This window comes from Marinomonas algicola (assembly GCF_014805825.1).
GTDB classification, from domain to species: domain Bacteria; phylum Pseudomonadota; class Gammaproteobacteria; order Pseudomonadales; family Marinomonadaceae; genus Marinomonas; species Marinomonas algicola.
In genome coordinates, this window is the sequence record NZ_CP061941.1 from 2179829 (window position 1) to 2191647 (window position 11819).

The 11819-nt window shown below is 40.8% G+C and carries 8 protein-coding genes; 1 reads left to right on the forward strand and 7 read right to left on the reverse strand.

Annotated elements, in window-relative coordinates:
• Positions 1 to 103 precede the first annotated feature (103 nt).
• The 3 genes from ilvC to hrpA all read right to left on the reverse strand — a co-directional run bounded on the left by ilvC (position 104) and on the right by hrpA (position 6848).
• Positions 104 to 1579, reverse strand: coding sequence for a ketol-acid reductoisomerase (gene ilvC, locus IEZ33_RS09950; protein WP_191599945.1), 1476 nt, complete (start codon positions 1577 to 1579; stop codon positions 104 to 106).
• A 571-nt stretch (positions 1580 to 2150) separates the two neighbouring features.
• Positions 2151 to 2954 carry an MlaA family lipoprotein gene (locus IEZ33_RS09955; RefSeq protein WP_191599946.1) on the reverse strand — a complete coding sequence of 268 codons (804 nt, stop codon included), beginning with the start codon at positions 2952 to 2954 and terminating at the stop codon, positions 2151 to 2153.
• Between the two features lie 9 nt (positions 2955 to 2963).
• Positions 2964 to 6848, reverse strand: a complete 3885-nt coding sequence (gene hrpA / locus IEZ33_RS09960; RefSeq protein WP_275672779.1) for an ATP-dependent RNA helicase HrpA — start codon at positions 6846 to 6848, stop codon at positions 2964 to 2966.
• Between the two features lie 266 nt (positions 6849 to 7114).
• Between hrpA and cysK the strand changes: the two genes are divergently transcribed.
• Positions 7115 to 8080, forward strand: coding sequence for a cysteine synthase A (cysK, locus tag IEZ33_RS09965; protein WP_191599947.1), 966 nt, complete (start codon positions 7115 to 7117; stop codon positions 8078 to 8080).
• A 128-nt stretch (positions 8081 to 8208) separates the two neighbouring features.
• On the opposite strand, the gene IEZ33_RS09970 is transcribed toward cysK, so the two are convergent.
• The 4 genes from IEZ33_RS09970 to IEZ33_RS09985 all read right to left on the reverse strand — a co-directional run bounded on the left by IEZ33_RS09970 (position 8209) and on the right by IEZ33_RS09985 (position 11800).
• A complete protein-coding gene (locus IEZ33_RS09970; RefSeq protein ID WP_191599948.1) occupies positions 8209 to 8994 on the reverse strand; it encodes a class II glutamine amidotransferase in 786 nt (261 codons plus the stop codon).
• Positions 8995 to 9011: 17 nt separating this feature from the next.
• Positions 9012 to 10913, reverse strand: a complete 1902-nt coding sequence (locus IEZ33_RS09975) for a vWA domain-containing protein (protein WP_191599949.1) — start codon at positions 10911 to 10913, stop codon at positions 9012 to 9014.
• A 117-nt stretch (positions 10914 to 11030) separates the two neighbouring features.
• Positions 11031 to 11510 (reverse strand): YcgN family cysteine cluster protein, encoded by a 480-nt coding sequence (locus tag IEZ33_RS09980; RefSeq protein WP_191599950.1) that lies wholly within the window; start codon positions 11508 to 11510, stop codon positions 11031 to 11033.
• A complete protein-coding gene (locus IEZ33_RS09985) occupies positions 11510 to 11800 on the reverse strand; it encodes a YcgL domain-containing protein (RefSeq protein ID WP_191599951.1) in 291 nt (96 codons plus the stop codon). The genes IEZ33_RS09980 and IEZ33_RS09985 overlap by 1 nt, the downstream gene beginning before the upstream one ends.
• Positions 11801 to 11819: the final 19 nt, after the last annotated feature.

An 11819-nucleotide genomic window follows, 5' to 3' on the forward strand; every position in this document is an offset into this window, starting at 1 on the left:
AGTGTTCAATGAGGAATCACTCGGCTTTTTTAAAGCTAAAACAGAATAGTATGAACACCACCAATGCTAAGTTTAATTACGTAGTGGTAGTGTCAGAATCCTATTAAACGATTTTTTTCATATCGGCCATGTGACCACGTAAAACGCCGCCAATGGCTTCAACTGGATGAGAGCGTAATGCTGTATTCACTTCGATTAAACGAGCGTTATCAACACCTGTGTCCTCTAAAGAAAGACCTTTACCAATAACGTCCGTTTTAATGTCTTTCATAAAGTCAGCTAACAATGGAAGACAGGCGTGGTTGTATAAGTAACAACCGTATTCAGCTGTATCAGAGATAGTCGCATTCATTTCATAAAGTTTTTTACGAGCGATTGTGTTCGCGATAAGTGGCGTTTCATGTAGAGACTCGTAGTAAGCAGACTCGGCAATGATGCCAGCGGCTGTCATTGTTTCGAATGCTAATTCAACACCGGCTTTAACCATAGCAACCATCAAGATGCCGTTATCGAAGAATTCTTGTTCAGAAATTTCAACGTCTCCAGCAGGCGTTTTTTCGAAGTTAGTTTCGGCCGTTTCAGCTCTCCAACCTAGTAAGTTTTTATCATCGTTCGCCCAGTCTTCCATCATAACGCGAGAGAAAGTGCCGTTGATGATGTCATCTTGATGCTTGTTGTACAAAGGACGCATGATGACTTTAAGCTCTTCAGAAAGATCAAATGCTTTGATCTTAGCTGGGTTAGAAAGACGATCTAGCATGTTAGTCACACCGCCATATTTCAACGCTTCGGTGATGGTTTCCCAACCGTATTGGATCAAACGAGAAGCATAACCAGCGTCAATACCCTCTTCAATCATTTTGTCGAAGCAAAGAATAGAGCCAGTTTGCAACATACCACACAGGATAGTTTGCTCTCCCATCAGGTCAGATTTTACTTCTGCGATGAAAGAAGACATTAAAACGCCTGCTTTATGGCCGCCAGTACCGACTGCATAAGCTTTAGCAAGCGCAAGACCTTCACCTTTAGGATCGTTATCTTCGTGAACTGCGATCAGTGTTGGTACACCGAAACCACGAACGTATTCAGCACGTACTTCAGAACCAGGGCACTTAGGCGCCACCATTATAACGGTTAAATCTTCACGAATTTGCATGCCTTCTTCTACGATATTAAAACCGTGAGAATAAGATAAACAAGCCCCTTCTTTCATCAGCGGCATGATTTCATTAACAACAGGAGTGTGTTGTTTATCTGGTGTTAGGTTCAAGACAACGTCCGCTGTCGGAATCAATTCTTGGTAAGTTCCAACAACAAACCCGTTTTCAGTCGCGTTTTTCCAAGATTGGCGTTTTTCGGCAATGGCTGCGGCACGTAAAGTGTAAGAAACGTCTAGACCAGAATCACGTAAGTTTAACCCTTGGTTTAGCCCTTGAGCACCACAACCAATAACAACAATTTTTTTGCCTTTCAGCGCATCGACGCCATCTGAAAATTCGTCCATAGACATAAAACGGCATTTTGCTAATTGAGCCAACTGTTCACGTAAAGGTAAAGTATTGAAATAGTTCTGAGACATAATAAAATTGTTCCGCTTGGAGTAAAAGTATTGCACACAGCAAATACAAATAACATTGACTGGCCAACTTGGCTCAGTCACTAACTTGGGGACACTTTATAATAAGAATCATCTTGTGTATATTGATATATTATCAACTTTGTATTTCATTTTATGCAACACGAATTTTTTCTTCGCAACAAGCGCTGTAAATCGATTAGAGAATCACAACGTTTGGTTAAGAGAGTAATATCATGACTGGCGAGCAACACCGCCCTCTCTCATTTCTAAATAAGTTCATCAGAAAATATCAATACAGGATCAAGACGTAAGGCCCATTGTGTTGCAAAACGTTGTCACTCTTTTTTCACTTTCGCAGTGCCTCACTCATAAGTTACTTCACCGGTGGGAAAAGTAAATTCTATGTTATTTCTCAAAATACGATTTACTTGCCCTATGGTTAAGCTTATTACCTTAAAAGCAAGGGTTTAAAATGAACACCAATGAGAAAGAGATATAAAAAACCCTTGTCTTTTAACAAGGGCTCTTTAATAAAAAATAGGTTCAATTGGCAAAAGAACGAAAACAGTCGTTAGATTGTATTAAGCTCTTCATCAATATCACCCCAACTGTCTGTTTCTTCACCCCAACTGTCTGTTTCTTCGCCCCAACGGCTATCATCTGAGGTCTCATTTTTCTTTGACGCTTTATCCTTACCATCACGAATGGCTCTGTCCCTTGTTTGTAAATACACATCGCGAATAAAAGTATAACGGTCCCCAAAAATTAACGATTCAGCTGATAGAAAACTGGCCCTTAAATCAATGATTTCTAAAACAGTTAAACCTAACTCTTCTTTGTTGCCTAACGCCAGTATCTCAACAGGATCATAATTTGCATAATCGACGGCCAACCCTCCTGTGTCTCTGACCGTAGAAGAGCCCAAAAACGGCAAAATAACATAAGGGCCTGCACCCACCCCCCAATAGCCGAGGGTTTGGCCAAAATCTTCTTCTTTTTCAACTAAACCGAGTTCTGTGGCGACATCAAATAAACCACCCCACCCAGCCGTACTGTTAATTACAAATCGAAAAAAAGACGTAGCAACACCGTCTGGCTTTCCTTGCAGAAGATTATTCGTCAAATTACTGATTTCACCCAAGTTAGAAAAGAAATTACTCACACCTTTCTGGACCGGATTAGGCACAATTTTGTCATATCCTTTGGCTATAGGCTTAAGCAAGGCACTGTCAACACTCGAGTTAAAGTTGAACATAGCCCGATTATAACCTTCCCATGGATCGTCAGGAGTTTCAGCCACCGAAAGAGACGCAAAAAATGATAATAAAATCGCCACAAACAACAATCGACTACGAGATATGAGATGAGTATCCATAAAACCTCTTTAAACTAATTTTTTTACCAAATCCCATTGTTTGGACAAGCGCTTATCCGAAATAGGTTCTAATGTTCCAACTGTTTGAGCAAACTGAGAAATACGATATTCCTCCATCATCCAGCGATATTTCATTAACTCAGGGTCATATAAATTTTTAGCCGAATGTGCTTTTTTTTGCTTTATATAACGGTCCCACAAGATTTCTAACTCTGTTACAGCGGCATTTTCTTTCGCTAAGTGATTTTGGAAGCGCTCTAATCGCGTCTCAATACCTCGAAAGTAGCGAGGAAATTGAGCTAACCAAAATAAGGGCGTCTCACTTATAAAGCCAGGATAAATAAGGTGTCCTAACTGTGCCTGTATATCACCATAAATGCGGGTCCAAGGCATAGGGATACTTCCTTTCATGCGTTTTGCCACTTTCTGGTATGAAGATAATACCTCAAAAAGCTGCTTAGCCATGTCATTCGCTACCATAATGAGTGTATTTTTTCTTTCTTCTATGCGAGATAAGAATTCAGCCTCGGTTCTTGGTAACGGTAAACCATCAAGAAACACTTTATCCAACACGGCTTGCAATAAATCCTTGAGCAATACATCTTTTTTACCAATAGGCGCAAAAATTAATAACGACTTTTGAACATTAGGCATGTTTTTTTGTAAGTATTTCACGTCTTTATGAAGGTATAAATTCAAAAGGCAAATCACCCCTTTTCTATGCTCATCCTGAGCCGTATGCTTATCGTCAAACATTTTTACTGAAACGGTTTCTCCTTGTGCCACTAGCGCTGGATAAGCAAGAACTTTAATGCCAGCTTGAGATAACCTCTGCTCTTCAGGAACATCTTGGTCAGGCCAACGCGTTAGGCCTTCAGCTTCATGCGCTTTGGTTCCAAACTTCGCAAAACTTTCATCCACCTCCTTGGCAAACCGATCTTGCAACTTCGCAAGATCTTTACCAGCACCAAGGACCTTGCCCTTTTCGGAAATCACTTCAATGGTTAACGTAAGGTGCTTATCTAATCTCTCAGCATTCCACTCAACCAGTGGAATTTCAACTAGGGTTTCACGTTTAATTTGCAAAGTTAGCTGATCAAGTAAGTCGCCTTTTTCTTGCGATAAATTAGGGTAAATACGTTCCACAAATTGAGGAATTGGTACAAATCGACGACGCAATGCTTTGGGTAAGGCGCGTAAATAGGCTTCACATTTTTCTCGAATAAACCCAGGAACAGCCCAACTTAATTCATCAATATTCAATTGCCTTAAAAGGCCAACCGGAACCTTTAAAGTAGCACCATCTTTTTCTTGACCAGGCTCGAAAGCGTAGTCAATAGGCAGTTTGATATCATTTAATTTAAAGGCATCAGGAAAAGCAAACGCATCGGCTTCTAGATTTTGATTAATCAAATCTTCACGTGTTAATTTCAAGGTATCTGGGTTTTTCTTTATCCAATACTCTAACCCTTTCTGATTATAAAGAGCCTCAGGTACGCGACCGCTATAAAAATTAAAGAGCACTTCATCATCGACCAAAATATCTCTGGTTCTTAGCTTGGCTTCCTGATTTTCAACCGATTCAATTAGGCGCTGATTGTGTTTAAAGAAAGCGGCCTTTGTTCGCATTTCGCCTTCGACTAACCCAGATCGAATCATAATTTCACGCGCTTCATGCTGCACAACCTGACCATAATCAACTCGGCGTTTAGCAATTAAAATCAAACCATAAAGAGAGATCTGTTCGTTTGCTACCACTCGACCTTGGTTTTTCTCCCAGTGAGGGTCAAAATATTGGCGTTTTACAAAAGGAGCTGCGTATTCTTCAATCCAAAGCGGATCGATTTTAGCGACCACTCGACCAAACAACTTCGACGTCTCTACCATTTCCGCCAACATGACCCACTGAGGAGGCTTTTTAAACAACATTGAACCAGGAAATAAATGCAATTTACGACCGCGACACGCCAAAAACTCTTTTGTTTCGTCCATTTTTTGCGCGACTTGAGTAAACAAACCCGCCAATAAAGATCGATGAATGGACTCGTAGTCTCTTTCTTCACGAGCCACCTCTTTAAAGCCTAGAGCTTTACAAGCCAAGTGAATTTGACGATGTATATCCCGCCATTCACGCATTCTCATAAAGTTTAGAAATTGCTTACGACAATACTGACGCAATTGATTTTGCGATAGTTCAACCCGTTGCCCCTCATATCGCTCCCAAACATTGAGCAATACGATAAAGTCTGAATCGGCATCTTTATCTTGAGCGTGCGCTTGGTCAGACTGCGTTTTTTTATCTTGGGGACGTTCACGAGGGTCTTGTACAGAAAGCGCACTGACAATAACAGCCACTTCTTTAAGAACGTTTTTCTCAGCGGCGGCAATTAACATTCGGCCAAGTTTTGGATCGATTGGCAGTGTAGATAATTGACGACCAATCTGAGTCAGTTTGCCGCTTTTCAACGCCCCTAACTCAACCAAGGCTTGATAACCATCATTGATTAACCTTTGATCCGGCATTTCTACAAAAGGAAATTTTTCTACTTCCCCCAATTTAAGACTGGCCATTTTTAAAATAACGGACGCTAAGTTAGTCCGAAATATTTCTGGATCGGTAAATTCATTTCGATTAGCAAAGTCAGATTCGTCATATAAACGAATGCAAATACCCTCAGCAACACGACCACATCGCCCAGCCCTTTGATTCGCACTGGCTTGGCTAATTTTTTCAATCGGTAATTGCTGAACTTTTGAGCGCACACTATAGCGACTAATGCGGGCTAATCCGGGATCGATTACATAGCGTATTCCTGGTACGGTAAGCGAAGTTTCTGCAACGTTTGTAGAAAGCACAATTCGGCGCCCAGAATGGGATTTGAAAATACGTTGCTGCTCACTACTAGATAATCTCGCATACAGAGGCAATACCTCGGTATTTATCAGTTCTGCTTTGCGGAGAATTTCAGCTGTTTCACGAATCTCTCTTTCTCCTGGTAAAAAAACCAGAATGTCCCCTGCCCCTCGATAGGAGGACTTTCTCTCTTCTTGTATAAGGATTTCAACAGCATCGAGTATACCTTGCTCCATGCTTTGGTCGGCATCGAGTTCTTCAGAGTCATTTTTATTAAGTAACGGCTGATAACGTATCTCAACAGGATACGTTCTACCTGACACCTCAATAATTGGCGCATTGTTAAAATGTTTAGAAAAACGCGCAACGTCAATGGTCGCCGAAGTCACAATGACTTTTAAATCAGGGCGGGAAGGTAAAATACGACTTAAGTAACCCAACAAAAAGTCAATATTTAAGCTTCGTTCATGAGCTTCATCAATAATAATTGTGTCGTATTTTTGTAAAAAGCGGTCTTTCTGAATTTCAGCCAGTAGAATCCCATCTGTCATCAATTTTATTAACGTTTTATCGCTACTTTCGTCATTAAAACGTATTTGAAAACCGACTTGCTCACCTAAATTTACGCCTAGTTCATCGCTAATTCTATCGGCTACACTGCGCGCGGCAATGCGTCGTGGTTGTGTGTGCCCAATTATACCCGCCACACCTAAACCTGCTTGTAAGCACATTTTTGGCAGTTGAGTGGTTTTACCTGAGCCCGTTTCACCGGCAATAATGACCACTTGATTTTTTGTAATCGCGTCAATTATTTCCTCGGCTCTCTCCGCCACAGGTAAATCATTATCGTATTTAATGGCTGGCAAATAAGAATGCCTTTGCAAATAGGAGGCTTTAGATTGATCGATCAGGGATTGAAGTTCATTTTCTAAGCGATCAAATGGTGCGCCTGTTTTTTTGCGTTTCTCAAGGTTCTGTTGCTTAAGCTTGATAAGATGACGATCACGTGTCATCAAGTTTTCTAATTCATGATCTAACAAAATTGAATCCTGTATGTACTTGCGCTCAATTTAACGTCTCAACACCTTGACTGAAAATAAAATAGTCTTGTTATGGAGCATTCTTATATGGATATGGTTGCAAATTCTATCACTAAACCCAACCAAGAGGTTATAGTGTAGAAAAACAAGGAACTAAGATCCTTTAATAATTCTAATTCGATGAGTGTTTTCATGCCATTTTACCGATGTTAAGACTCATTTTAATTTTAATACTCAACCATTAACATTACCTAAAGGACAAAAACATGTCTCACAACATTTTTGACGATAACTCCCTAACCATCGGTAATACTCCTCTTGTTAAATTAAACCGCATTGGCAATGGCAATATCTGGGCCAAACTTGAATCCAGGAACCCCGCCTTCTCAGTAAAATGTCGAATTGGCGCCAATATGGTTTGGGATGCTGAAAAGAAAGGCCTCTTGACAAAAGGCAAATCCTTGGTGGAACCAACAAGTGGTAATACAGGTATTGCACTTTGCTTTGTCGCAGCCGCTCGTGGTTATCCAATCACAATCACAATGCCTGCTAGCATGAGCTTGGAAAGACGCCAAGTGATGAAAGCACTCGGTGCGACGATTGTCTTAACGGAACCAGCGAAAGGCATGAAGGGAGCCATAGAAAAAGCCAAGGAAATAGCAGAAGACCCTGATTTTGTTTTGTTACAGCAATTTGAAAATCCAGCAAACCCTGAAATCCATGAAAAAACAACAGGGCCTGAGATTTGGAAAGACACGAATGGCGAAATTGATATCTTTGTTTCTGGTGTGGGAACAGGTGGAACCATTACAGGTGTTAGTCGCTACATTAAAAACACACAGAAAAAAGCCATTTTAAGTGTGGCTGTAGAACCAACAGCGTCTCCTGTCATCACGCAAACAATGAATAATGAAGAAGTAAAGCCGTCTCCACATAAAATCCAAGGGATTGGCGCAGGATTTATTCCTAAGAATCTTGATTTAACAATGGTTGATCGTGTCGAACAGGTCTCCAATGAAGACGCCATTGATATGGCCAAACGATTAATGCGTGAAGAAGGTATTTTATGCGGTATTTCGTGTGGTGCGGCCGTCGTAGCCGCAGAAAAACTGTCACAACAAGCCGAATTTTCAGATAAAAAAATTGTTGTTGTGCTGCCTGACTCTGGTGAAAGATATTTATCTACGGCTCTTTTTGAAGGCGAATTCACTGAAAACGAAACCGTTCAATAAATTGTTTACAGAATTTATCTTAATTCGTTTTCAGCTAACGATATGGTAGACTTTGCACCAATAAAAAAATCCGATCGGTTTTTGCCGATCGGATTTTTATGTACATTCAATAAAGCAACTAGCTTAATTTAGAGCACATTTCGGGAATTATAGAGAACTTCGCCAGAACGAAATGCAATAAACTCACCTTCTTGCATTTGCTGCCAGGTTTCATTTGTTGTCAAAGGCTGTGTCGCAATCACTGTAACAACGTCTTTATCTGTAGTCACTTCCGAAAAATTAATCGTAATATCCTCATCAGAAAGTGTGGCTTTTTTAAAGGGCGCGCGACGAGTGATCCAATGCAATTTTGTACTGCAATAACAAAACAGAAACTCCCCCTCGGATAACATCATATTGAAGACACCCATCGATTTTAGATGGTGAGCCAAACGACACAAGGCTTCAGACAAAACCTCACCTTCAGGCATAACATCACCAAATTCATTAGACAAACTTTCCAAAAGCCAACAAAACGAACGCTCAGAGTCCGTAGTACCAACAGGGATAAATTGCGTTAAAGATAAAGTCTCAGATTTTTCGAGCTGACCATTATGAGCATAACTCCACGTCTTTCCCCATAATTGCCTTGAAAAAGGATGGGTATTTGGCAAACACACTTCCCCAACGTTAGCTTGGCGAATATGGCTAATAACCACCTCACACTTAAGAGACGTCTTACTAATAACATCGGCCATATCAGAGTCAGCGCTTGGTCTTGGATCGTGGATAGACCACACTTGTCCATGGCGATACATCGCAACGCCCCAACCATCTTTATGAGGTCCTGTACGCCCACCTCTCGCCATTAACCCGGCAAAACTAAAGCAAATATCTGTTGGAACATTTGCACTCATCCCCAATAGCTCACACATAAATTCACATCTTTTGACTAATTTTTTTCATTTGAGGCACCAAGCTTGCTCTTCTTCCTGCTACGGTACAAAAAGTACCCCAATCCAATAACAACAATCACCACGAGATTAATGCCAATATAAAATACCAAATCACGACCTGTCACCAAGTCGTCGCTTTCGCTTATCTCAGCACCCTCAACAGTTGGCTCTTCAATGTTAATCTCAACAACGTCAGGCTCACTTACCTCATCTACGTCGTCAACTTCGACGGCCTCACTCACCACGAGCTCTGGCGGTGAGAAAACAGACATAACTTCACGACTGTCCGTTTCGAATTGAGCTCCGGATATTTGACCTTTGGACTCCTCTAGCCTCTCAACAATTAACGGAACCACTCCCGTCTTATCAATATCCCAATAATTAGACCAATAGGTAAAGCTAACACCTGTTTGTGTGATCGCCTCTAACCTGACTCTTACCGAAAAGAGCTTATCAGAATCAAAATCCACTCTTTGCCAGTAACCTTGACCGATAACAGGCAATTCTTCCTCACTGATAAGCCCATCAGAAGAAGTAACCTCTAACATTAGCCTACTACGTAGAACATTAAGACGTAAATTCGTTGGTTTAATGGAGTAAGTCATAACCCCAGCGACACCAGATTTAATTTCAAATAGAACGGGGCTAACCACTGAAAAATATTGAACAAGTTTACGAACAAAACTACCACCATCAACAAAACTATCTAACTCATAATTCCCCACATTAGCTAGACCATCATGCTGACTTTTATACTGGAAGTCTGTTAAAGGCACCTGCGACTCTTGATGGACCAACTCATTCACTTCACCATTATTTTTATTCAATGTTTTATTAACGGTTACTAACCTTAAAAAAGCATCATCCTGTATCAGCTCATCCTCTTGATATAAGCCCAAACTTGAGAAAAAAGGTTCGTTTTGAAAAAGCACAGTAGGGACTTGACTGGATTTTGTTTGTAAATCGGTAATAACACGAATAGTGCTTTGCTTGGTATTGATATTATTTACCCGCCAAGTCCCGACCATTGGCTCAACAACGGTAATAAGAGAATAATGCTTACCTTTTACACGGCGAGCTTTATCTGTAGCATTAAAGGTTACTGGAGTGTTTTTTGCGTCTAATAAAAGAGGCTGCTTTTCTGGAGAATGGAAAACCAATAACGTGAACTCATCAATACTCTCATCGACAAAAAACGTATTGCCTTCAAATGGAATTTGATCTGAATCTGAGCTTAACGAAAAAATCTTGTTAAACGTTGGCAATAAATCTTCAGGGAGAGCAACCTCTGTATGGCTAGCATTCGTTTGACTAGATAAAACTTCAAGTAACGCTTTATCTGTGTATCCAGTCATAGAAACCGTGTGCAGGTGAACGCCTCTTTCAACCAACTCTTCCAGTAAATCACCTTTTATACGCTGTCTAGATGCCTCATTAATCTTCTCATCAAGACTAATATCAACCATGCCATCCGTTACTAGGATCCAATGCTGGTCAACGGAACCCTCTACAGGCGCCTCCCTTAGCAGCATACTAAGAATGGCCTCTAAGTCAGTTTTAACATCAGAAGTCACATAGGAATCAACATAAGACGCCAGCCTTTCCCTATGTTCCGATGTGATAGGTTCATCAGCCAGCAAAACTCTGGGCTCTTCACCAAATAACCAAATACCCAGCGTCGTTTCTCTTTCTGGGGCCAGATCAGCTATAAGACGCAACGATTCAGCCGTTAATTTGTCAGGATCACTAATGACCATACTGCCAGAAGCATCAACAATGACTCTAAACTGAGTGGCCGCATACAAAGAGAAACTGCTAAAAAAGACAACAAACAGGATGAACGGCTTCAGAATTAATTTGATGTACACAAAGATCCACTCCACTATGTCAGATGTCATAATTACTCTATCACTTTAACTCAAAACCACATGATTCTGGACGCTTTAAAAACCACTAAGATGGTGCTTTCAAAAGTAAATTGAACAAAGCCAGGCTAAAACTTAGTATGAAATGCACTAATCAACACGATACGATTCAGGTAACCCATGCACCCACCTAATAACATGTAAATCCCAATCATCTTCATTAACTGTTTGCTCATTTTCGGCGTACTTAGTAACAGTCAACCCCTGACTGATCATCTCTTTTTGACTCCCTACTATCAAAGGGTGCCAATTAGGAAGCGCTCCCGTGGACTGCAAAACTCGATAACTACAGGTATCCGGTAACCACTTAAATTCATCAATACTGGCTGGCGTTAAGGTAATACAATTAGGTACGACCTTTTGACGTGTTTCATAAACCCGACACTGACATGTGCTTGTATTTAATTGAGCGCAAGAAAGTGTGGTGAAAAAAATCTCCTGTGTATCGATATCTTCAATTTTTTGCAAACAACACTTGCCGCAACCATCACAAATCGATTCCCACTCATCGCTCGACATGTCTTCAAGTTTCGTTGTCACCCAAAAAGGTTCATAACGCTTCGCTATCATTAATACACCGCATCCGTTGGAGTCTTATAGAGGTTCAAAAAATACTCATCTTTAGCCGCCGGCATCTGCAAATAAAACCCTTGAGTTTTAAGGGATTCAATTACTTTTGCGGAGTCTGCTCTAGCCAACTTTTGCCCCTCTTTAAGTAACATAGTCATAACGCTTAAGCCTGACCCAAAGCGCTCCATAAGCGCATCTGGAACAGCCTTTAACCCCTCTGCTTTTTTGACATACAAATACATGTCATCATTACGGGACGAGCGAAAAATTTCAATAATCAAATGTTCCATAAAATTCTCTTGGAGGTCC